Origin of the sequence: Streptomyces sp. NPDC046197 (genome assembly GCF_040646295.1) — a bacterium.
Classification (GTDB): domain Bacteria; phylum Actinomycetota; class Actinomycetes; order Streptomycetales; family Streptomycetaceae; genus Streptomyces.
Genome location: NZ_JBEYZY010000005.1, coordinates 205806 through 228297, shown reverse-complemented (window position 1 = coordinate 228297; position 22492 = coordinate 205806). Strand labels below are relative to the sequence as shown.

Below are 22492 nucleotides of genomic sequence, written 5' to 3'. Positions count from 1 at the left end.
CTCCGAGCCGGGGTGTCCGTCGCTGAGCCGGGCTGCTGCGGCTGAGTGGGGTGCTGGTCGCTGAGGCGGGCTGCTGCCGCTGTGTGGGGGTGCTGGTCGCTGAGGCGGGCTGCTGCCGCTGGGTCCGTGCGCCAGTCGTCGAGCCCGCGCCGCCGTCTCCGAGCCCGGGTGCCCCGTCGCCGAGTCCGGGTGCCCGTCGCTGAGCCAGGGTGCCCCGTCGCCGAGTCCGGGTGCCGGTCGCTGAGCCCGCCGCTGAGCCGCGAGCCCGCCGCAATCGCTGGACCTACGACTCCGCCTTCCCCGCCCCCTTCAGGTCAGTCAGGTCGAACACCTCGGCCATCTTCCGGTACCCCCGGTCGCTGGGGTGCAGATGGTCCCCGCAGTCGTAGCCGGCGCGCAGCCGCCGCGGGTGGTACGGGTCCCGCAGCGCCCGGTCGAAGTCGACCACCGCGTCGTACACACGGCCCGCCCGTATCTGCGCGTTGACCCGCTGCCGCACCGCCTCGCGGGCCGCCGTGTACCCCCGGTGCCCCTGGAACGGCATCAGCGTCGCGCCCACGACCCTCAGCCCCCGCGCATGGGCCTCACGCACCAGGGCCCGCAAACCGTCCGCGATCTCCGCCGGGTCGGCGGTACTCGGGGTGCGCAGGATGTCGTTCACCCCGAGGTCCACGACCACGACCTTGACGTTCGTCCGCTCCAGCACGTCCCGGCCGAACCGGCTGAGCCCGCTCGGGTTGTCGGCGGGCCGCCCCAGCCCGCTCGCCAGCACCCGGTTGCCGCTGATGCCCTCGTTGACGACGCTGTAGCGCGGCACGTCCGTGCCCGCCCCGGCCGCGGCCCGCAGCCGGTCCGAGAGGACGTCCGGCCAGCGGCGGTTGGCGCCCATGGTGGAGGAGATGCCGTCGGTGATCGAGTCGCCGAGGACGACGACCGTCCCGTCCGACGCGTTGCTGAGCAGGTCCAGCGCGGTCACGTACCGCCAGCACCCGGCCCGGCCGGTGTACGGCGTCCCCGTCACGTCCTCGGTGCGGTCACCCCGGGCGACGTAGGAGATCTGCCGCGCGTGCGGGTGGTAGGTGACCGGGCCGGACGCGGTGGGGGAGTAGGTCGTGATCAGCACGTCGCTGCCCTGCGGGACGGCGATGCGGACCGCGTCGCTCATCACCTGCTCGCCGGCCGGCACGACGACGGAGGCATCCCCGCCGAACGTGAGCCGCCGCATCGTCCCCGCCGCGGCGGCCGCGGAGAAAGCGGTGGCCGCGGGCGACACGGTGCCGTCGTCCGCGGCCACCGCGATCGAGGCGTGGGTGATGGTCAGCGGCGACTGGCCGTAGAGATTGGACAGCGTGACGCGGGCACTCGTACCCGCGACGCCCGCGTGCACGACGTTGCGCACCGAGCGGCCCGCCATGCCGCGGATCTCGGTGCGGGGCTCGGCACCCGCCGGGGCGGCGGACCAGGCGCCGACCCAGGTACCGGCGGACGCCGGGGCGGCGGAGTCGCGCGGGCCGTGGCCGGCGGCGCGATCGTCGTGGGCCTTTGTGCCGTCGGCGACGAATCCGGCGTAGAGCGCGGCGGACAGGACTGCGATCAACGCGACGATCGCAGCCCGCGCGACGTGACCGCGACGCTTGGCCATGCGGATGTCGTTCTCCTCGGGCGACGGGAGCCCGAGGCTCCGGATCTGTGAGGCCATGATGCGCCATCGGCTCGGCGCACTTGACAGGCCCCTGCCCGACTCGCCCCTCCGTAAAGACAACCGGGAACTCCTGTTCCGTTCCGGGAGTCGCTCAGGAAGGGACAATTGGGTGCGGGATCACCGGACGGGCGGAGCGCATGGAACGTACGACACCGGAAGCAGCGACCGAGACGGCACCGGCGGGTGCCGTCTCCCACCGTGCCATGACCATCTTCAGTCCCGCCGACGAGGAGCGGCGACGCGGAGTGCGCCGTATGAAGCTGACCGCGACCGGGCTCCTGCTGTGCGTGGCGGTGGTGTACGTCCTGGCCAAGTGGGGACAGAACGTGGGCGCCGGAGCCTGGTCGGGCTACGTGGCGGCGGCCGCCGAGGCCGGCATGGTCGGCGCGCTGGCCGACTGGTTCGCGGTCACCGCCCTCTTCCGCCACCCCCTCGGCCTGCCCATCCCGCACACCGCGATCATCCCCAACAAGAAGGACCAGCTGGGCGTCTCGCTGGGCGAGTTCGTCGGCGAGAACTTCCTCTCCGAGGACGTCGTGCGCCAGCGGCTGCGCGCCGTCGGTATCGGCAGCCGCCTCGGCGCCTGGCTGGCCGTGCCCGAGCACGCCGACCGGGTGACGGCGGAACTGGCGACCGCCCTGCGCGGCGCCCTGGCCGTCCTGCGGGACTCCGACGTCCAGGCCGTGGTCGGCGAGGCGATCACCCGCAGGGCCAGTACCCAGGAGATCGCGCCCGCCATCGGCAAGACGCTGGAGGGCATCGTCGCCGACGGCGGCCACCGGCGGGCCGTCGACCTGGTCGTCTCCCGGGCGCACGACTGGCTGGTCCTGCACAGCGACTCCGTGATGGACGCCGTCGCGGGCGGCGCGCCCGGCTGGACCCCGAAGTTCGTCGACCGGAAGGTCGGCGAGCGGGTCTACAAGGAGCTGCTGCGCTTCACCGTCGAGATGCGTGACATGCCCACCCACCCGGCGCGTGGCGCCCTCGACCGCTTCCTCACCGACTTCGCCGCCGACCTGCAGTCCGACACCGACACACGCGCGCGGGTCGAGCACCTCAAGGGCGAGGTGCTGGGCCGCGGCGAGGTCCAGGACCTGATCGCCTCGGCCTGGACCGCCGTACGATCCATGATCGTCTCCGCGGCGGAGGACGAGCGCAGCCAGTTGCGCCTGCGGGTGCGCGCCTCCCTGCTCTCGCTGGGCGCCCGGATGGCCACCGACCCCAGGGCCCAGGGCAAGGTCGACCGCTGGATCGAAGGTGCGGCGGTGTACGTGGTGACGACCTACCGCAAGGAGATCACCTCCCTCATCACCGACACGGTGGCGAGCTGGGACGCGGAGCACACCACTCGCAAGATCGAGGCCCACATCGGCCGCGACCTGCAGTTCATCCGCATCAACGGCACGGTGGTGGGCTCGCTGGCGGGCCTGCTGATCTACACGGTGTCGCGGGTGCTGGGGGCGTAGGCGAACGCTGCGTGACGCACCCTCGCCAGGGCGTAAAGCGGCGGCGCCAGGGCACACGGAGGGCGTTCGTTTCGCTGAGGAGGGAGCCCATGACGACCGCTGAGGCCGACACCGGCCGTACCGTCACCACCAACATCCCCGCCCGCCTGGACCGCCTTCCGTGGTCGCGCTGGCACTGGACGATTGTCATCGGCCTCGGCACCGTGTGGATCCTCGACGGCCTGGAGGTCACCGTCGTCGGCAACATCGCCGGCCGTCTGTCGGAGCCCGGCAGCGGGCTGTCGATCTCCTCCGGCCAGGTCACCGGTATCGCGGCCGCCCTGTATGTGGCGGGAGCCTGCGTCGGCGCCCTGTTCTGGGGCCGCCTGACCGACCGCTACGGCCGCAAGAAGCTCTTCATGATCACACTCGCGGTCTACCTGGCGGCCACCGCCCTGACCGCGTTCTCCTTCGCCCCCTGGTGGTTCTTCCTCTTCCGCTTCCTGACCGGCTTCGGCATCGGCGGCGAGTACGCGGCCATCAACTCCGCGATCGACGAACTGATCCCGTCGCACTACCGCGGCCGCGTCGACCTCATCATCAACGGCAGCTTCTGGCTCGGCGCGATCGGCGGTTCGCTGCTGTCCATCCTCGCCCTGAACACCGACCTCCTGCCCGCCAACCTCGGCTGGCGGCTGACCTTCGCCCTCGGCGCCGTCCTCGCCCTGGTGATCCTGCTGGTACGCCGGCACGTCCCGGAGAGCCCGCGCTGGCTGCTGATCCACGGCAGGGACCGCGAGGCCGAAGAGGTGGTCACCGCGATCGAGCGGCAGGTCCGGGCCGAGAAGGGCGAGCCGCTCGCGGAGCCGCACGGCGAGATCACCATCCACCAGCGGCGCAGCGTCACCTTCGCCGAGATCGCCCGCACGGTCTTCGCCGACTACCGCAGGCGGGCGGTCCTCGGCTTCTCCCTGTTCATCGGCCAGGCCTTCCTCTACAACGCGATCACCTTCGGCTTCGGCGCGATCCTGACGAAGTTCTTCAACGTTCCCTCCGGCCACACCGGCTACTACTTCGCCGTCGTCGCGCTCGGCAACTTCATGGGCCCGCTGCTGCTCGGCAAGCTCTTCGACACGGTCGGCCGCCGCGTGATGATCTCGTCCACGTACCTGCTGTCCGGCCTGCTGCTGTTCGGCACCGCCTGGCTGTTCGACCGCGGCTCGTTGAGCGCCGGAACGCTGACGGCCTGCTGGTGCGCGGTGCTGTTCTTCGCCTCGGCCGGTGCCTCCAGCGCCTACCTGACCGTGTCCGAGATCTTCCCGATGGAGACGCGCGCGATGTCCATCGCCTTCTTCTACGCCCTCGGCACCGCCGCCGGCGGCATCAGCGGCCCCCTGCTGTTCGCCGACCTCACCAGCACCGGCAAGGTCGCCGACACGGTCCTCGCCTTCCAGATCGGCGCCGCCCTGATGTGCGCGGCGGGCCTGGTCGCCGCGTTCCTCGCGGTCAACGCGGAGCGGCGCTCCCTGGAGGACATCGCCAGGCCGCTGACGGCGGTGCCGGAGAAGGCGAAGGCCATGACCACGGGACGCCACCACCCCAAGACCGCCTGAGCGGACGTGTGAGTACGCGTACTCTGCCCGGCCGCGGAGTACGCGTACTCTGTCGCCCCCGAGGCCGGCCGGGAAGCCTCGTACGCATGACCGAGACAACCGTGAAGCTGCTTCGCCCACTGCGCAGGCGCCCCTGGCCGGAACGCTGGCTGACGCGCGTACGTCGTCGACCCCGGCCTGACGATCATGAGGATCGTCACCGTGGCCCGCTGCAGGTTGAACAGGCCGGTGAACATGGCCGGCCGGACGGTCGTCCGCCGGGTCACGGTGACGGTCCCGCCGCCCTCCGAGCCCTCCCCGTAGCCCCGCCCCTCCGCGATCGCGGTCAGGCCGGGGGACTACGGGGTCTCCCAGGACGGTTACGGGTGCCGTCGGTCGGCGACGGCCCAGGAGGCCAGCGCGACCGCCCCGGCGACGCCGAGGACGGACGGCCAGGCGCCCACCTTCTTCGCCAGTGGATGGGACCCGGCGAAGGCCGCGACATACGCGGCCGTGAGCGCGCCCGCGGCCTTGCCGCCCGCCCGCTGCCGCCACTGCCGCGCGGCCGCGGCCCCGGCGACGGCCAGCACGGCCCCGCCAAGCTCCCGCTTCCCGGTCCAGCGGGCCACGCCGTACCCGCCCACGAGCCCGCTCGCGGCGACGACTGCGCCGGGAACCTTCGCCATCACTTGCCTCCCAAGTACCTTTCGATGCCCGAGGCTAACCCGTGGGCCAGGTCCCCCGGTAGGTCTTGTTGAGTCGGTGCTTGTCAACTTTCCTCCCCCGAGCTATATAAGTAGCCGTAGGGCATCGCAGACAAGTGCCTCATGAAGGGAGTGACGAGTGATGCTCATGCGCTCCGACCCGTTCCGCGAATTCGACCGCCTCGCGCAGCAGGTCTTCGGGAACACCCGTCCCGGTGCCATGGGGATGGACGCCTACAGGTCCGGCGACGACTTCATCGTCCACTTCGACCTTCCGGGCGTGGACCCCGAGACCATCGACCTCGACGTCGAACGCAACGTCCTCAACGTCCGTGCCGAGCGAAAGTCCCCCGCCCCCGAGGGCGCGGAACTGATCGTCGCCGAACGCCCCACGGGCGTCTTCACCCGTCAGCTCTTCCTCGGCGAGACCCTCGACACCGAACGCATCGACGCGTCGTACGAGGCCGGTGTCCTGATACTGCGCATCCCGGTGGCCGAGCAGGCCAAGCCGCGCAAGATCCAGATCACCGGGGGCACCGAGCGCAAGCAGCTCAGCAGCTGAGCGGCTCCGGGTCGAGCCGCTGAGACGCCGACGCCGACGCCGTGAGGCGTTGAGCAGCGCAACGGCCGCCCGAGCCCCCGAAACCGTCCCGCGGGACCGGTGACCCTCCCGCGGGACACCACGTGACCGGGTCCGTCCGTTGCCCGGCGGACGGACCCGGACGTACGTACTCGGACCGTTGAAGCGAACCGACCGCGTCACCGGCTGATGGGCTCCGAAGCTGTGGGGTTATGGTGCTCACCGACCACAAGCGATGATCATTCAACGGGGGACCGATCGGCGTGGGCGCCATACTTTTCAACCTGACGACCGCGGCACTGATGGTGCTGATGTTCAAGAGCGGCCTGGCGCTGGTCGGCGAGGACACCATCCGCCGCCGGCCGGTCCCCTGGGCGGCGGTCGCCCTCACGGCAGTGGCGGTCGGCGGGGTCGTGCTCCAGCACAGCTGGTCCGGTGCGATGGACACGCTGGACAGCGACCCGCGCAAGACCGGCTGGTGGCGGGTGGTGACGTCCGTCTTCATGCAGAACGGCGGCCTCTTCGGTGCCGCCTGGAACATCGTCACCCTCGCGGTCGTCGCGGCCCTGGCCCAGTGGTTCTGGCGGGGCCCGCTCATGCTGGGGCTGTTCGCGGCGGGCATCCTCCTCCCCGAACCGATCGACGCCCTGTTCGGCGAGACCGCCCGCAGCACCGACCCGCGCAACTTCGCGGGCAGCTCCGGTGCGACGTACTTCCTGGCGGCCACCCTGGCGGGCGCGCTCCTGCTGACCACCACGGACACCAAGCTCCGCCTGCTGGCGTCGGCGGCACCCGCAGCAGGCCTCGCCATGTGGCTCACCCAGGACAACGGCCACGGCCTGGTGACCGTCTACGGCTTCGTACTGGCCCTGGCAGTCCTCCCACTGGCCCGCCGCCTGCCACCGGCCCACGCACCGTCCGTGTCCGTCCCCGGGGACTGTCCTTCGGGCGGTCCTTCGGGCGCGGAGGCACAGGTTCAGGGCTGAACCGGCCGAGCCGCGCCGCCGAGCCGCCGACAAGCACTTCGGACTTGTCCGGATCAACCTCAAATGTTGATCAATTCAGGTTGATCCGTTGGTTACCCGTCCGTAGATTTCCTACGACCACCGCGCCGCTGACCACGGCGCGTCAACTGTGTCGGCACTCCACAACGCTGTGTTGGCACTCCACAACAGAAAACGGATAACGCCTGTATGCCGGCACTCAGGGGGGTGCCGGAAACGAGGGGAACGGGAGGCGTTAAGACACTGAAGACCGCCATTTACGCTGCGGGAGCGCTGTCTCTCCCCGGCGAACGAGCACACTGACGGCCGATCGCGGCCGTGCGGGCAGGGAACAGCAGGGGGACCACGGGGATGAAGGACCGGACACAGAGCGAGCCGCGCACATGGTCCGCACTGCTGCCCGCGGCCATCGGCCTCCTCCTCCTGCTGCTCTCCGCCGTACTGTTCGCCGTCGTGCCGGGCGCGCTGGCGGACAAAGACGCGTACGCCGCCGCGCCCGCCTGCCCAGCCCGCACGGCCGGCACCGGGTCTCACTCCTGCACGACGACGGTTCCGGCAACCGTCGCGGGCAAGGACGACGAGCCCCACGGCAAGAGCGTCCAGTACTGGCTCCTCGCCAGGGAGCGCGGAGCGCACACCGTGCTGCGCATACGCATGACGGGCGACAGGCCGGTGTACGACGCCGTACGCGCCGGCGACGGGGTCACACTGACGTACTGGCGCGGCGAGATCCGCGCCGTAGGGTTCGGCGCCGCCAACCAGAAGACCTACGCCTCACCGGACGACGACTGGCGACTCCCCACGGCCATCGGCCTCATGGCACTGCCCCTGGGGCTCGGGTTCTTCTCGACCGGGTGCTGGTACCGCCGTAGCGGCTCTCGCCCACGGCGAATCGCTCCCTGGGGGATCGCGTTGTGGCAGGTGTCAGGCATGCTCCTGAGTTGTGTCGGCTTCATCGCGGGCATCACCGCCGACGGTGTGGGACAGGCGTTCCTGATCACGGCGGCAGGCATCCCGCCGTCCGTGGGCCTGGCCGGCCTGTACGTGTGGTGGATTCGGCGTCGTGTGAGGCGTGCCGCCGACACCAGCGACATCGTCCCCGTTCTCCCCACGGAGAAGCGCCGCGTGCGCGCGACCGTGCACGGAGAAGTCCCCTACAGCGTGGACGGCTTCAACCAACTCGTGGTGGGAGACGGCCGTCCGCTCACCACCCCGGACCCCACCGGACGCTTCGCCGGCAGACCACTTCCCGAGACGCTGAAGGTGCGGAACGCCCGATCCCTGGAACCCGGGGACCCCGCCGTCTGGTACGAGGCCTACAAATACGACGCCATCGTCATAGAAGCCCAGGACGGCGACCAGCCAGTCCTCGTAGTCACGACCCGCCGAGACGCCCCGTTGGTCCTCGGCGCCCTGTCGTCCCCACAAACCGACCCAGTGGGTCGGCCTTGGGCACCTTGAAGCCAACACAAGGTCACCCCAGGTCGAGCAGCATCACGTCATGCAGCTCGGCACCCTCCCACGGTCGGGCCTGCCCGACATTGCGATACCCCCACGCCCGATACGCGGCCGATGCCGCCTTGCTCTCGGGATGCACATTCAGCAGCACCCGCTCGGCCTGGACTCCGTCGAGCAGCGTCACATGCAGCCGCCGTGCGATGCCCTGCCCGCGCCACGGTGCGCGCACGGCGAGTTCCATGAGCCCAAAGGTGCGACGCCCGTCCTCGTGCCGCATGTCGACGGGCACCGGCTCGGTCAGCTGGTCCCACCAGCCGGTGTTGGACGCCAGCGGATACCCGTATGCCATGCCGACCGGCTCCCCGCTCCCGGTCCGAGCGAGAGCAGCACGGAATCCGGACTTCCGAGTCTGAGACCGAAACCGCCGGAAGGCCCTTGCGACATCCTCTTCGGTCTCGTTGTACGGCGGCCCGGCGAACGCGTCGGCGTAGACGAGCCGGAACGCCTCTTCGGCCTCCGCAGCAGCTTTTCCGTCCGGCGTCTCCACGGTCACGGCTCCCTCCCCCGTCACGTCACGCTCCCTCCAGGGTCTCGCGAATGCGTTCGCCGCACTCCCGGGCTGCCACGCTGTCGACCCCGATCACAGTTCTCCGGAACTCCCGGATTCTGTCCACCAGTCGTGGCGACGAGATACCGTCGCACGCGCCAAGCACCACACCCATCTCGGCGCACGCCTCATCGACTTCCCCGGCATCGAGGAGTACACCTGCGAACTTCACGCGGTACGAAGCACCGTTGCGGACGAGATCACCACTGATGCCTCGCACAGCGGCCCGTAGGAACGGAAGGGCGCGCTTCGGCTGCCCGGCTCGTACGTACATGTCCGCAGTGGCGTAGTCGACCTCGAAGGGTCCGACGAACTGAGCCCATTTGGGCACCTCGAAATCCGTGTCTGCGCGCCCCTGGTGCGTAACTGCACGACTAAGCGCGCGGCGCGCCCCATCCAGGTCTCCGACATGGATGGCCACATTGGCATCTCTGAGGGCGATGACCAGGTGCACAGTATTCCCGGCCCCCGCGCGCTTGGCGATTCGGTGGGCGCTCTCGACCGCGCTCGCGGCCTCCCACGCCCGATCCGCCTTGATCGCCAGAAGTACCAGCGTCTCCAGCACGGAGACCTGAAGCAGCGGGTCGTTCACGAGTTGTGCCGCTGCGAGGGCTTCCGTGCAGGCGGCACGCCCCTCGGAGATACGCCCGCAGTCGTAGCCGTACCAAGCGCGGTGGCCGTGCAGTTCGGCGAGCATCGTCTGCATCTCGTGGCCGATGCGGTTGGTGTACGAGGCGGACCTGAGAGCGCCCGTGATTTCGTCCTCAATGTGGCCCGCCTGCCTTACGGCCGGCACGCTGCCCGCCGTGTGGTCCGTCTGGTACAGGCTGTCCAGCCTGGCCCGAATGCCTGCGATCTCGGCAGCGCCGATCCGTCGGCCCGGTCGGGCGGGCACCAGGGCCGCCGCAGCGAGTAGACCGGCGTCGGCGACGAACGTCCTCCGCTTCACTGTTCCAGGGTCGCTGATCGGAGCCGAAACCGTCATGCGGTGGCGGGGGACGCGGAACCCCATCTCGGTAAGTGGTACGCCGAACATCGTCTCCAGGACGATCTGCTGAGTCGGGTGTGGAAGTGGCGGTGGCGTCTCACGCTCCCAGCGGCGCAACTGCCGCACGCTCACCGAGGCGTCCACGCCGATCCGCGAGGCCTCCTCATCGAACGCCGCCACGAACGCCTCTTGTGTGAACCCCGCTGCTTGCCGTAAGTGCGTCAGCTCATTCGTGCCCGTCTCCGCCATGTCTCCCCCTTGCGGCCGCGAACGTGACGTCCCAGCGTAGGGATTTGACCTCGCCGCCAACGGTGAAAAGGTCCGCCCAAACGTCCGGTCGCTCGTCGTCCGTCGGCCCGCTGGAGGCGGTGCACTGGGACTGCACCGCTTCAGCATCATTCGAGCTGCAAAGAGGAATTACCCGCATGGGCATGACGATGCGCGTGTATCAGGTTGACAGCAAGACCGGCATGGTCGTTCGGGAGCGTGCCAGAGTGATCATTCACTCGACAAACCGGAGCAGCCCGCCGCTGCCACTGTCGAGCGCCTATCCGCCATGTCGGTGCCCCAGATGCCGGGCTGGTGGCGAGAGCCGTACCCCGTGAGAAGCGACTGTCCGGACTGTGAGGCTCTTCGCGGTGAGCGGACGGCGCAGATCCACACGGGCAACGGCAGCCTGGGCGACCTTACCGAGTCGCACTGCGCGAGGCGACAGCACATCGTAATGCGATCGCCGACACCCGACCCCGAGAGACCGACAAGGAGGCCACGTGACCCCCAAACCACGGCTCGACTCGCCACTGCGGTGACCCGCGGTTCTCAACGGTCGGCTTGGTTGAACTCCCGGATTCTGCCCGGGAGTTCCAATAGACCTTCAATACGGAAGGTCGGCCGATCCGTGGCTGCGTCGCTGTTCCACTGAATGGTGGCCCAGGGGCCACGACGCACAAGCGCTGTGTGCATGCCGGCCAGTCGGGCGGGGCGAATGTCGTTGTCGCAGCGGTCTCCGACATAGAGAACCTCGTCGACATCGAACGGAACGGCCTCGGCGACCCGCTTGAAGAACTCGGGATCCGGCTTGCTCGCCCCCCAGTCGTCCGAGGTACCGATCAGATCGACGTCGCGTGAGAAGAGTTCACGCAGAATCCGCCCCGCTCGCACGGTCTGGTTCCCGGCGATGCCGAGCCACAGCCCCTCTGCCCGCAGCGTCGCGAGGGCGGGGCGGACGTCCGCGTAAAGATCGTCCTCCCCGAACGTCTCCGGCCGACCGACCGCGGCCCGCTTCTCCCGCTCCTCGTAGAGGTCGAACCCGGGCCGGAACGCCTGGAACGTCTCCCGGTAGTCACGCCCCTGGGCGATCACAGCCCCGAACATCGCATGGAACGTGTGCCGAGGCACCCCCAGCCAGTCGGCCCAAGTCCCGTACTCCCGGGTCTCGTCCACAAGGCACTCACCGACGTCGAAGACCACTGCGCGAATCATGGGGGCAGGGTATCGAGGCCGGTAAGTTGATCGCGGACTGCGCAGGTACGGCTTTGTATTCTCAGCCGCGCAGATAGGCGTGGATGACCCTAGCGATTGCCTTCCCGAGTGGGATGGGCACCGCGTTGCCGATCTGCGTGGCTATTTCAGTCTTCGAGCCGCACCAACGGAAGTCGAGGGGAAAACCCTGGATCCGGGCTGCCTCATAGTGCGTGATGGGGCGGGACTCAGTCGGATGCAGGTACCGACCCTTCTCGGGTTTGAAAAACTCGGTCCGGATGGTGACAGATGGCTCACCGAGACGTAGTCGGCCCATGACGTCGCCGGTACCAGTATTGTGGTTGTCCCAACTCTTGGTCGAAAGATATTCGACAGGCGTCCTCACGCCGGCAGGATTGGGCGTGTTGAAGACGTGGATCTCGCCCAGCTCGTCCAAGGTGAACCACTTGTCACGAAGGTCCTTGCGGTTGCCGCCCGGAGGAATGGCCATGTAGCGCGCCCTCGAAAGAGGTTCCGGGTTACGGCCGAAGTGCAGATCGGAGGTCGTGAAAACTCCCGGCACCACAGCATTCACATCAGGGATGAACTCCTTGCCGTCCGGAAGCTCCGTTCCGCGGATGGCGCGTCCCGACGATTCGCGGAAGATGCCATCGACGGCCGGCCAGTACGAAATTGCCGCGTCGACACCATCAAGCGGCCGGGTGGCGACGGCCGACGATCCCTTCGGTCGCCGCAGATGCGTCTTGGGGGGGTATGTCAACACTCGGCCGTTCTCGATGTCGCGACGGACACCGATGACAATGGCTCGACGGCGCGCTTGAGCCGTACCGTAATCAGCGGCGTTGAGGAGGTAACGCTTGCTCCTGTCATCCTCTGTGTCGGACGGGTCGTAGCCGAGAGGATCGACCAGTCGATACTCGGCAAGCTGTCCACCCTCTTCCACCTGGCTCAGGAGGTTCCGAAACTCGTCCGACTTGAGGAAGCGGTCGACATTCTCGATGACGAACACCTTCGGGCGGATTTCGGCGACGATTCTGACGTACTCCTCCCAAAGGCGATTGCGCTCGCTGCCCTTCTTCTTGCGGTTCAGGGCGGAGAAACCCTGGCACGGCGGACCACCGACGACGACATCGGCGTGAAGTGCTTCCGGAGTGGGTTGCCAGTCCTCGATGTCGCCCACGTGCACCCGAGCGGCGGGAACCCGCTCGTCCGGTCGAAGACTCCCGAAGTTCGCGGCGTACGTGGCTGCTGCGGCAACGTTGTGTTCGACGGCCGCGACACTGTGGAAGACGGGCCCGTCCTCGTCCGTCCCGGCGGGGCGAAACTCATGAAACCCCTGGGTAAAGCCGCCGCAGCCGCTGAACAAGTCGACGACTGTGATCGGTTCCGGAGCGACGGGACGGGGTGTGGCCATGGGGCGATCTTAGCCTCGGAGTGCGGCGGCGATGGCCAGACCTACAGCGGTGGCCAAGGGTGGAGGCATCGCATGACCCACCTGGCGATACCGGGACGTCTTGCCGCCGGAGAGCTTCCAGTCGGCAGGAAACGCCTGAACGATCGCTGCTTGTTCGACTGTCAGCTTGGGCTCGCCATCGGCTGGGAAGTCGGGACCGGGCGGCTCGTCGCCGAGGCTGTTGCCGTTCACCCCGAGGACAGCCCAGGCCTTCTTGCTGCCGGTGGGGCCGAGGTCTGCGCCGCCTCGTCGGTCCGAGCCTCCGACAAGCGCAGGCGCGATGCGGTTTGCTTTCCGAACCCAATGCGCTGCCCCCGGCCAACCATGAGCAGCCATGGATGGGCCAAGCACTTGCCCCACGGTTGGTGCAGACGCTCCGCTTGGCTCGGGCCAGAAGAACCGAGCGAAGTAGGGGTCCTGGAGGGCTACCAGGAAACCGCTGTTGCGGTTCTGCGGGACGCTGAAGTCTGCGGCATTGAGCACTTTCCAGGTCGAGCGCAGTCCGGCTTGACGCAGTTCGCTTTCGATCCAAGCACGGTCGTCCTCGAAATCAGGCCCTTCGACGAGGTCGGGAACGTTTTCGAAAAGGACGGCCTTCGGCTTGATCTCACATGACAAGCCGACCACTGCGCGTAGTACTCGACGTTCCTCGGCGTCCTCGCCCCGACCGACCGTCGCGAGCGACTTCACGCGTGGAAGCCCACCGCTGACGAGGTCCACCCCGAGGACCTCGGGGCGCATGCTCGGGTGGAATTGAGCTACGTCGATGCAGACGATGTCCCATTGGGGGCGGTTGAGATCGATGGTGAAGCAGGCGTCGGCCTTGCTGTCCATGAGCAGTACAGGATCGAATCCGGCCCGTTCCAGCCCAAGGGCCTGTCCACCGGCACCGGCGCAGATTTCCAATGACTTGAACCGTCCGCTGTCGACTTGAAAGGCCGGAGCGGCAGGAGCCGGCTGTTCCTCCGGTACGGAGGCAACCGAGGGCGGCATCCCCGGGGTGTCGCTCAGCGACGTCTCCTGCGCCCGTTGCGCGGGGCCGCGGGTGGCTGCCTCGGAGGCAGGACGCTGTGCATCCACTGACTCTTGGGCGACTGCGCGCAACTCCTTGTCGAGAGAGCATTCTTCGATACCGTCGAACAGTACGAACGGGGCAAGCCGAAGTAGTCGCTTCAGGAAGTCTCGAAGGGTGTCGCGTTCGTTCAGGCCGGTGAAGTCCAGGTCCGTCCATACCCGCAGGATCGCGCGGACCAGGTGGGGGCTTCCGCCGAGCGCGGCTCGCCTTGCGTAGATCTGATCGAACGCGGCCTCGCCGAGAATCTTGAGGGCGGCGTACGGTTCCGGATCGTCTGGCGAGCGCACAAGCTGAGCGCGCCACCACAGTCGACCGAAGACGTGTCGCGTGAGGTCGGTACCGAGAACGCGGTCCTTGGGCGGCTGGGGGTAGCGCCAGAATGCAACGTCCGGGAGGAGGACCAGTGCGAGGAAGGCCCAAACGTCCCGCGACGCGGCTTCTGCGGGCACCATGCCCATCTCGGCGTGCAGGAGAGCAGCCAGTTGCAGGTCGAACTCGGCGTTGCGCGCCCGGTCTGAGTCGTCCGGGAATCCCGCCTGCTTTGCCAGGTCGACGACGCCTTCCCGCAGTTCGCGGAGCTGAGCGGGGGAGACCCGGTCACCGCCTGTGGCCACGTAGACCGCAGACTCGTGATTGACGTCCACATGACCGGACAGCTCACTGACGGTGAGGTGCTGGTACTCGGCGAAGAGCGGTCTCGCCTGCTCGGCGAGGAGCCGAGGATAGAGGAAGCCCATCATGACACCTCGAAGATCTTGACGGCCGCTTGCAAGTCCGAGGCGAACAAAGCGGGCGACTGCCGTTGGCGCAGACGTACGTCGGTGATCGACTGGTCCGGAAAAAGTTGGTCGAACAGGCTCAGCAGGGTGGCGCCGAGTGAACCGTCCGGGAATTCGGCGTCCTCGGTGAAGTCGTCATGAGTCAGTGCGTGCTCAATCATGATTCGGGCGGCATCCGTGTACACGGCGGACAGAACGATTCGATCGACGGGCCGCGGCTTGGCGGCATTCTGAAATGCCGTCGCGGTGACCGTGTTTCGCTCGTTGACCAAAAGAAGCAGTGCCCCCATGGTGGCGTGCTCCAGGCCACCGCTTACTTGAAGGTGCCACGCCGCATCGTCCGGAAATGAGGTCCGGGCGAAGTCGATCACGGCCATGGGGAACTGCGGGGCGTCGCCCTGGAGTCGCAACTCCGCCCGGTCGCTCCACAGTACGGAGCCCGCCCGCCGTGGTGACGAAGGTCGCGCGTCGTTCCTCCGATCGGCCAACACGAGTGCGGTGTCGAGGAGCAGCAGACCACCGAGATCGGCTCCGCGCAGGCAGACATCGAACTCGGCGGTTAGGTGTCCTGCTTCCGTCAAACGCACGTGCTGCGCGGGTCCGCTCAGGTTGGACCCCGTGGCTGTCCACACGGCCGACAGCATGAGTGAGGCATCCTTTGGCAGGCCCGACTGCCGGCGGGCGCGATCCATGTCGACGCGGACACTCCTGCGCATGAGCAGATCCATTTGGTAGTCCCAGTCCGGCAATGCCTCTGGCAGGCCGACTTCGCCGTCCTCCAGCACCAGCCGCCACGGCTCGGCGACTACGACATTCTCGGAAGGCACGCGGTAGGGAAGGACGCGACGAGTCACGGGGCCTTCACCGCCTCGACTTTGATACCAATCTCGGTCATTGTGTCCGGTGCCGGCCGCACGACGGCTCGCCAAAGGGAGTCGCCACCCTCGATCATTTGCGGATCGGAAGTGAACAGCCGGCCGGTGTCGTCCTCCCAGCCGATCAGTTCGGGCATGCTGGCTCCTATGGGCGGATCGGTTTCGCGCCCACCAGCCCCCGGCAGGGTGACCGCCAGGTCGATGCGTACTCGCTGAGGCCCCGGCACAGGAAGTCGGAATTCCTGGATCAGAACTGAGGCGTTCCCGCGATCGTCGTAGTAGGGATCGCCGACGTACAGCACTCGAGGCCGACGGGTGGTGGGGGATCCCGGATCGACGGTTCCTGGACCATGAGCGAACGACTGCCCGTCGACATGGGGCATCTGCCCCGCGGGGTCAGTCGTCACCGAACCGGTCTTTCGAGAAGTTGGAACGGGACCTCCGGCGCCGCGACGACCTGGGACCTCCTCGGTGTTCGACTTGTCACGGCGCACAGCGGTACTGCCGGGCTTTGAGTAGGCGGTGGCTCCCCCGATTCCCCAGGCGCCGCCCACAAGGCCGGAGAACATGGAACTGGCTGCGCCGAGGGCCACGTTGCTGGCCCCGGGACGTGCCACGCCACTCAGAGACAGCAGACGGTCCAGAGCTTCGTTGATGCGTCGAAAAGTGGTGTGGACAAAGGTACTTTCGGGTCTTTCGAGGGATTGCGGATTCCAGGCGTCGTGCGTGGGCGGCTCCGCCTTGGCGTAGATGTCGTCCATCTCGTCATCGGCTCGGAAGACACCTGCGTAGCCCTGGTTGATGCTGGGAGGCTTCGGCCCCGGATGGTATGTGACGACGAGCTCCGCGGGACGCATCAGACAGACGTGGTGGATCAAGTCCTCGACGTCCACCATGCGTGATGCCCGTGTCGGTTCGAGTGGCGGCATGATGCGCTTGACCAGCCCCAGCCGTCCCAGATGTCTCTTCGGCTTGAGGCACTCGAGGTTGCTGCCCTCCGGGCCCACCATCGCTTCGTACGCCGCCACGAACATGTTGAGCGGGCGGGTGGTGCGTGGATCTGGCACCGGATGCTCGATGCCGTTACACGTCACCGAGAACCGCATGGCAGGCGGGTTGCCTGCGGTGGAGATCATCTTTGGCCAGAGATGCCAGGCGATGACATCGCCCAGGTAATCAGCTGCTTCCGGCGCTTCCAGTCCATCCAGACTGGGGTCGATGACGATGACGGTGGTCCCGGTTTCCTGCGGGCCGAACGGCTTCAGACCCAGGCGCTGGGCTGCGGCTTCCGCGTCCCGACCGACGAGTGGTTCGACGACTTCGCTCGAGGTGTCACCCCACCAATGCCTGCCGGTGTAGCGGCGCTGCACCTGGCCCTCGACGGCCACATAGCTCTTCCACAGCGTGCAGCCGATGAGGCGAGTTTCGTACGCTCCGCGTGCCGTCCGGCAGCGGGAATGGACGAGGACGGTTCCCGGCTTGGACAGCAGGTAGAAGATGCCCTTGCCGAAACCGTAAGTGCCACCACCGAGCGCCGTGTCTCGAGGTTCGCCGATGTTGCGAATGAAGGAGACGAAATCGCGGTCCGGGCCCACGGCATCGTCAGCGCGAGTCGGACCCCCAAGACCGCGAGTACCGCGGTCGGAGACGGCCAGGACTCGGATCGAGGCGCGTTTGAGCGTGTCGCGAAGTGGAAAGCTGTCGGCGTTGGGTGCGCCGGTAAGCAGAAGCTCTCGCCAGGCACCGGTGTGCGCGGGTCCGACCGTCCATACGTCGATGCGGTAGTCGACTGGCGCGGAAGACTGCCGAATTCGCGCGTCCCAGCTGTTCTGAGCGGACTCTCGCACCAGGATGGTGAGCAGATCCAGTTCCGGGCGCCCCAGTTGGTTTCGAATGCCTTCTGCGGCACTCGCGCCTTCCGGAGGGTAGGGCTGGGAGAACCAGCGGGGCCCAGTCATACGGACTCCTGGATCAGGCAGTCGATCAGAGTGGAAACCTCATCAGGTGTCATACGTGCCTGCACATCCCCGGACAAATCGATTGTGTACTCAACGTCCAGAACCGAAACCGGGATGCCGGCCGCGGCGAGTGTCCGGGTCGTCAGGCGTGGGAAATCGGACGTCACTCGATACCACCGCTCTTCAGTGACCACGAAGCACATGTCCCTGTAGCGCTCTGCGTCGACCGGCCGGTAGCCGGCTTCCGCGAGTAGTTCCAGGAGGGCGCTCTCGTCGTCGCACGAGTGAAGCGTCTGCTCCAGCAATTCCAGGAACCCGAGTCCAGAACCACTCGTGGTGGGGCGATCCAATCGAAGCCACACCAGACAAAGCGTCCCTGCCTCTGGAGGATCGAGCTGGTCGAGTCCGTGGATCCGAGGGCTGCGGGCTCCTCCCGCGCTGCTCGTCTTGACTTCGACAGCCATCGCCCCGGCCACGAAGTCGTGGTGGTGACCTTGCGGACCTCGCCAGAACCGGTGAGCGCTCGAGTCGAGTTGAAGGAGTCGATTGAGAACCAGCAACTCGCCGAAGAGCCCTGCGACCTGCTCTGCTCCGAGCGGAGCGCCCTGTGACTGGAAGAGAGCCTTCCAACGATCGAGGACTCTGTACAGGGCCTTGACCGCGTTCTCGGGCATTCCCTGTACTGCGCTCAGTACGTCCACGCAGAGTTCCGTGAATAGGTCGTTCAGGTCCGAGCGCAAGCAGGCGAGATCGGCGTACGTCTGATAAGTCTCCTCGTCCTCCAGCGGACGCTTGCGTAGTTGGAGGACCGGGCCGTCGAGGCCGGAGCGTATCTTCCGGTGTGTGTGAACCGGCACCAGGACATGGCGATGCCCGTCGTGGTCGACGGCTACGGCCAACGAGCCCTGACTGGTGGCCACCGGAAGTTGCGAGACTCTCAGGCGCCGTTCATCCGTGGTCTGCTCCGCTTGGAGCGCGGTCCAGTGTTCGTCGATGAGGTTTCTGAAGGAGTCGTCGCTCATGCGTCTTCACTCTCGAGCGGGCTGTAGTCCTCATCCTCCAGACGCACGCCGGACAGGTCGGCAGAGATGTACTTCTCCACAGTGCTGTCTCCGTACTGCGGCTCGGGAAAGACCAGGCCGACGCCCACCACGTGCTCGTCCGCGTTCAAGGGAGCGCGGCGCTCCTTGGTCGGACTCGGCTCGGAAGTCTTGTCGATCGGGTACAGGACCAGCAGCCCGGTGTTCGGAAGTTGGGCACGCCGCTCGTCCATGATGCCCTTCTCCGTCAGCTTTGCCGTGTCTCCACTCAGGTCGACCGCAGCGTCCCGACGGCTCATCAGCGTCTTGATGTCGGCGAAGTCCGCTTCGGGGTTGGTGACGGCAATTCGGGCACGGACGCTGCGGCCCACGGTCACTCCCGGCGCAAACGTGAAGGGCTCACCGGCCGGGTTGCCGACGATCGCAACGTTCCACCGCCGCAGTGAGCCTGCTGATGTGACCCGCTTCCTGATGTACTCGCTGATCAGGCCGGCGTCGTTCTCGGGCGACTTCTCGTGGAACTTGTAAGCGGCGAGGAAGTCCGTCACTACGTCGTACGGCACGTCTCGGAAGATGTAACGGCCTTCGGCCGAGCGGTCCTCGACCCGGACGGCGTTCGACATGGAGGCAGCGACCAAGGCACTCGCTGCGGAGATGTTTCCGCGAAGCCAGTCCGCGTTGGTGTGGAAGTAGTGAGTCTGAACTCGTTTGCCGCCGTACGACGAGGCTGCGGTTACGGCGTCTCGCATCTTGGCGGCAGCCGTAACGCGGAGAGCCGGATGCGTACGCAGACGAACGGCGAAGGTGAGGGGCGTCTCCGCCTCCGTCATGTAGATGTCGATGTCTCGACGCATCTCGGTCTCGACCGTTGCGAGGTGCCGGAACCATTCGGCCAGTTCGTCGGTCATCCAGATGCGGGGCAGATCCGCGTAGCCGTTCCTGAAGCCGAACCAACGGCCCATCTGGAGCAGCGTGTCATATGCCGATACCGCACGGACGAAGTAGCTGACGGACAGGCCTTCGAGGGTGAGCCCGCGGGAAAGCGTGTTGCCTCCAACGGCGATGGCCACGACGGGGCCGTTTTCGTAGTCGAGACGGTCCTCGCTATTGGAGTTGTCCATGATGATGCGGCAGCTACTGAGCACGCCGGGCAGCTCGGGGACCAAGTCCTCGAACGGTACTTTCTTCTCTCCGAACTCCTGGGCGGGGACGCGCGCGGTCTCCTCGTCCCAGAGATTGCGCAGTCGTGAGATGAAGCTCGCGTCGGCGAGGGATTGTGCAGCGCGATCCATGAGGTGTTGCATCGGCCGCTTGAAGCTGTCGTGCACAGCTGTGTTGACGCTGGTGTGGATCAACATTGTGCTGTGCGGGTTGCCCGTCCGACGTACCCGACGAGCTGCTGTGACCAGCCAGAAGTACTCGATGGCTCTGCGGAGGGTGTCGGTGATGACAGGTTCGAAGCCCTCGACGTCGGCTCTGGTCTCCGGGCGCACGCACGGAACGTCGTCATCGGGAACCGAACGGATCATGTCGTGTCCGTCGTCGACCTGTTCTGGGTCCTCGCCGTCGAGTGCGTAGCGTCCGAACAGAACTTCTGTACCGAAGTGTCCTGCGGGCTTGGGGAGGTTGACCACGAAGTCGCGAGGATAGAGGTCCTGCGCGCTGGGGTCGATGAGCAGGTTCGCGAAAGGCGATGCCGTGTACCCCACGTATGCGGACCTCGGGAGGCTGCTCATGATCCTCAGAATCAGAGGATTTATGGACTTCGTCGCAACTGTGGCCTGGTCTGCTTCGTCGTCGATGATGAGCGCAGGGCAGTCCTGGAGGTAGTCCGCGGCTTTCTCGAGCCACAGGGCAAGCTTGCGCAGCACCGTCGCGTTCTTCTTGACCACGCACAGAACGTGCGTCTTGTTGTTCTTGCCGAAGTACGAAGCCGGGTTCTCCTGCGGAGTGAAATCCTTGTCGAGCCCGGTCAGCTGTGACCAAAGGGAGGGGTTGGGCTCCACCATCTGTCGGACCAGGCGGGCTTGAGTCTGGCGCCGTAGCCCATTGTGGATGCCGGCCAAGACGATGAAGAGCTTGTATCCACGGTCGGCTGCCTTTGCCATGACCGACGTGAAATTGGTCGTCTTGCCGGACTGTACATACCCGACGACAAGCCCCCGTGTGGCGAACGTCTTTTCCTTCGGATGGTTCAGGAGAGAGACGACGCGGGTCGAGGAGTCGTCGAGATGCCGGATGGCGGGGTCGTCGGACCAGCCGTCCTTGCGTAGCAGGTCCACTATCGCCGGCCAGCACTTGTCCCTGTCCTGCGGGCCTGTGTACCAGGTGTCACGGTTGCCGAGGACGACGGCGTGGGGTTCCTCGAGCTCCTTGATGCGTATCGTCTGCTGCTCGTGGTGCTCCCGGATCTCATGGACGATCTCCGCGCTGACGCCCAGCATCTCCAGCCGTTTGACCGCTTCGGACGGGGGAAAGGCGTCCAGGAGCGCCCTGAACGTCTCGTACATGCCATCGAATTCGTCGGCCATGGGTGCAGACCGCCCCCCGCTCTCGTTCGTCAAGCCGGCTGGGCCTCAGGCCCCCTTGGTCCCGCCGGATCGCTCAGGGATCCAGAGGCTGTGCAGGTGCAACTCGGCATCCACCTTCACAGCTCCCGCACATTATTGAGCCAGGTAGTTGCCGGTACCAAGGATCGTGTCACGATTGATACGAGTTCTTTGAGTCCTCCGTCCGGGGCGGGCAGGGCCTTTGAGGGAACGACAGTTCGGAGGTCAGGGAGGTGGCGATCCGCTGAGCCACGTCCTCGGCGGCCTCGTGTTCCCAGAAGCGCAGTACCGTCCAACCCGTGGAGGTCAGGTGCTCAGTCGTTTCGAGGTCGCGGGCCATGTTCTTGTCGAGCTTGGCGCGCCACCACGCTGCGTTGGCCTTCGGATGCGTTGCGTGTTTCGGGCAGCCGTGCCAGAAGCAGCCGTCCAGGAAGACCGCGATCTTGGCCTTGGGGAAGACTATGTCGATCGTGCGGCGCGGCATGCCGGGTACCGGCACGTTGATGCGGTAGCGGAATCCTGCTGCATGCAAATGCTTGCGGACCGCTACCTCGGGTGCCGTGTCACGGGAGCCCTGGCGGCTCATGCGAGCTGAAACGGCGGGCGAGGACGGGACGGCGTCGGGCACACTGCCATTCTGCCGGCGGCGGCAACACTCGGGACAACACGTCGCGGGACGGCCTCCTCACCAGAGGTACGGAGCATCCCCCTGCTCGAAGGTGTGCCACAGGCGGAGCCGCCGTGTGTGGTGCATGGGCAGTGCCTCCGGCTCGCTGGGGTCGACGAGTCGCAGTTCCGGCGAATGCGTCGTCCGTCTCACCGGTGGCCCTGTTCGTCCGTCACCACGGCCTGGGCTGCGACCACCCGGCTGTTGGGTTCGGGGGCGTATGGATCGTGGTAGTCGGTCGTGATACTCCGTGCGTGCCACCGACTCCTCCTCCACTCCGCCCGCTACCGGGATGCGCCGAAGTCGAAGTGCTCACCCTCCAGTTGCGCGGGATACGCGCCGTTGCTCATCCCGAGGTGGGAGGGCGCCGCAGGCCCGGTCGTGCGACGACATCCCCGTTGGCGCGCTCGTCCACGAGAAAGCGGCTCGGGCCCGTCGGCAAGTTGTAGGCCCCCTGAGCCAGGCCTAGGCTGGGAGGTGGAGCAGGGCGGTGCTCGGCCGGTCGGGTCGAGGAGGTCGGGGGATGTGTGCCTG

General features: G+C 67.1%; 17 protein-coding genes and 2 pseudogenes. 5 read left to right on the top strand and 14 right to left on the bottom strand.

All coding sequences use genetic code 11. The annotated features are described in order from the left end of the window. Window positions 1-283: 283 nt before the first annotated feature. Window positions 284-1642, bottom strand: coding sequence for an SGNH/GDSL hydrolase family protein (locus tag AB0A61_RS09710; protein ID WP_361289149.1), 1359 nt, complete (start codon window positions 1640-1642; stop codon window positions 284-286). A gap of 197 nt (window positions 1643-1839) precedes the next feature. Between AB0A61_RS09710 and AB0A61_RS09705 the strand changes: the two genes are divergently transcribed. Both AB0A61_RS09705 and AB0A61_RS09700 read left to right on the top strand, forming a co-directional pair. Continuing rightward, a complete protein-coding gene (locus AB0A61_RS09705) occupies window positions 1840-3168 on the top strand; it encodes a DUF445 domain-containing protein (RefSeq protein WP_361288835.1) in 1329 nt (442 codons plus the stop codon). An 89-nt stretch (window positions 3169-3257) separates the two neighbouring features. Further along, window positions 3258-4760, top strand: a complete 1503-nt coding sequence (locus AB0A61_RS09700; RefSeq protein ID WP_361288832.1) for an MFS transporter — start codon at window positions 3258-3260, stop codon at window positions 4758-4760. A gap of 155 nt (window positions 4761-4915) precedes the next feature. Here AB0A61_RS09700 and AB0A61_RS09695 read toward each other — a convergent pair. Next, window positions 4916-5029: pseudogene (locus tag AB0A61_RS09695) on the bottom strand (protease); the annotation flags it as partial. A gap of 90 nt (window positions 5030-5119) precedes the next feature. After that, the gene (locus AB0A61_RS09690) at window positions 5120-5425 is read right to left on the bottom strand and encodes a hypothetical protein (RefSeq protein ID WP_361288829.1); all 306 of its coding nucleotides are present in this window, start codon (window positions 5423-5425) and stop codon (window positions 5120-5122) included. 160 nt (window positions 5426-5585) lie between these two features. Between AB0A61_RS09690 and AB0A61_RS09685 the strand changes: the two genes are divergently transcribed. The 3 genes from AB0A61_RS09685 to AB0A61_RS09675 all read left to right on the top strand — a co-directional run bounded on the left by AB0A61_RS09685 (window position 5586) and on the right by AB0A61_RS09675 (window position 8488). Continuing rightward, complete coding sequence (locus AB0A61_RS09685) at window positions 5586-6005, top strand: Hsp20/alpha crystallin family protein (RefSeq protein ID WP_361288826.1); 420 nt, start codon at window positions 5586-5588, stop codon at window positions 6003-6005. Window positions 6006-6286: 281 nt separating this feature from the next. Then, entirely contained in the window at window positions 6287-7009 is a 723-nt protein-coding gene (locus tag AB0A61_RS09680) for a hypothetical protein (protein ID WP_361288823.1), read from the top strand. A 369-nt stretch (window positions 7010-7378) separates the two neighbouring features. Further along, window positions 7379-8488: a hypothetical protein gene (locus AB0A61_RS09675; protein WP_361288820.1), complete on the top strand. Its 1110-nt coding sequence runs from the start codon at window positions 7379-7381 to the stop codon at window positions 8486-8488. A 13-nt stretch (window positions 8489-8501) separates the two neighbouring features. On the opposite strand, the gene AB0A61_RS09670 is transcribed toward AB0A61_RS09675, so the two are convergent. From AB0A61_RS09670 to AB0A61_RS09620, 11 genes and pseudogenes are all read right to left on the bottom strand, one after another. Further along, on the bottom strand, window positions 8502-9056 hold the full coding sequence (locus AB0A61_RS09670; protein WP_361288817.1) for a GNAT family N-acetyltransferase: 555 nt from the start codon (window positions 9054-9056) through the stop codon (window positions 8502-8504). Between the two features lies 1 nt (window position 9057). After that, entirely contained in the window at window positions 9058-10329 is a 1272-nt protein-coding gene (locus tag AB0A61_RS09665) for a hypothetical protein (protein ID WP_361288814.1), read from the bottom strand. Between the two features lie 570 nt (window positions 10330-10899). Next, window positions 10900-11562 carry an HAD family hydrolase gene (locus AB0A61_RS09660; RefSeq protein WP_361288811.1) on the bottom strand — a complete coding sequence of 221 codons (663 nt, stop codon included), beginning with the start codon at window positions 11560-11562 and terminating at the stop codon, window positions 10900-10902. A 61-nt stretch (window positions 11563-11623) separates the two neighbouring features. Continuing rightward, window positions 11624-12976, bottom strand: coding sequence for a DNA cytosine methyltransferase (locus tag AB0A61_RS09655; RefSeq protein ID WP_361288808.1), 1353 nt, complete (start codon window positions 12974-12976; stop codon window positions 11624-11626). Between the two features lie 9 nt (window positions 12977-12985). Further along, entirely contained in the window at window positions 12986-14830 is a 1845-nt protein-coding gene (locus AB0A61_RS09650) for a DUF6339 family protein (RefSeq protein WP_361288805.1), read from the bottom strand. Continuing rightward, window positions 14827-15723, bottom strand: coding sequence for a hypothetical protein (locus tag AB0A61_RS09645; RefSeq protein WP_361288802.1), 897 nt, complete (start codon window positions 15721-15723; stop codon window positions 14827-14829). Before AB0A61_RS09645 ends, AB0A61_RS09650 begins: the two co-directional genes overlap by 4 nt. After that, complete coding sequence (locus AB0A61_RS09640; protein ID WP_361288799.1) at window positions 15720-17702, bottom strand: hypothetical protein; 1983 nt, start codon at window positions 17700-17702, stop codon at window positions 15720-15722. The genes AB0A61_RS09645 and AB0A61_RS09640 overlap by 4 nt, the downstream gene beginning before the upstream one ends. Then, window positions 17699-18724, bottom strand: a complete 1026-nt coding sequence (locus tag AB0A61_RS09635) for a PD-(D/E)XK motif protein (RefSeq protein ID WP_361288796.1) — start codon at window positions 18722-18724, stop codon at window positions 17699-17701. The genes AB0A61_RS09640 and AB0A61_RS09635 overlap by 4 nt, the downstream gene beginning before the upstream one ends. Continuing rightward, the gene (locus AB0A61_RS09630) at window positions 18721-21273 is read right to left on the bottom strand and encodes a Z1 domain-containing protein (RefSeq protein ID WP_361288793.1); all 2553 of its coding nucleotides are present in this window, start codon (window positions 21271-21273) and stop codon (window positions 18721-18723) included. Before AB0A61_RS09630 ends, AB0A61_RS09635 begins: the two co-directional genes overlap by 4 nt. Before the next feature lie 169 nt (window positions 21274-21442). Beyond that, complete coding sequence (locus AB0A61_RS09625) at window positions 21443-21919, bottom strand: very short patch repair endonuclease (protein ID WP_361288790.1); 477 nt, start codon at window positions 21917-21919, stop codon at window positions 21443-21445. Between the two features lie 57 nt (window positions 21920-21976). Further along, a pseudogene (locus tag AB0A61_RS09620) lies at window positions 21977-22203 on the bottom strand (hypothetical protein). Between the last annotated feature and the right edge of the window lie 289 nt (window positions 22204-22492).